General features: G+C 41.7%; 1 pseudogene. It reads right to left on the bottom strand.

What is annotated here, in order from left to right:
• Nucleotides 1-602: pseudogene (locus A3739_RS21915) on the bottom strand (hypothetical protein); the annotation flags it as partial.
• Between the last annotated feature and the right edge of the window lie 151 nt (nt 603-753).

The following is a 753-nucleotide window of genomic DNA, read 5'->3' on the forward strand; positions in this document are numbered from 1 at the left end:
TTCTTAATCAGGCCAATCTGATCCGCCATCGCCTGATTATTCCCTAATCTAACTTCTAGCTGCTTGAGCATTTGCTCTTGCTTCGCAACAGAAGCCTCCAAAGGTTTTAGATCTTTGTTTTTCAAAGCATTGAGCTGTAGCTTCACGCTATCAACTCTATCTTTATTTTCAGCAATTGCTTTGCGATTTTTATCTCCTGCAACGCCCCAAAGCTTACGCATTTCAGAATCTAAAAATTTAAGTTGTTTAGTTGCACTACTACCAGCTTGCTCAATTTCCGCTCCCGCTTCATTAAGCTCACCTTCCAATCGCGCCATAGAAAGCTTACTTTGGTTAATGAATGCCAGCGCTTCCGACAAATCTTTATTCAGCGCATCGACCGTTCTTTTCTGCTCTAAATATGCCCAACCCAAAAACGCAAAAAGCACCAAAGTTAGAGCAAAGCACCCTATAAATAATGGAAGCCCTGAATTCCCAGCTTGTTTTTGCGACTTATCATTTTCGACAGCTTTCTTTGGCTTTGACTTTTTCGAAGCAGTCACGCCAGAAGAGCGCTCTTGAAACCTATCTAACTCATCGCGCTCAGGCCTTAACCCATCCATAAACAACCTCTTTATTATCACTCTTGTCCTAGGGATAAATTCTATCGTGATGATCGGTATTTCTAAATAGCATTTGCATGGTATTCATTCGATGAATAAGATGAGCACCCCACCCCATCAGCTGAAATGCAGCGGTTTTTAAGGAGTCAAA

The sequence above is a fragment of the Oleiphilus sp. HI0067 genome, assembly GCF_001635735.1.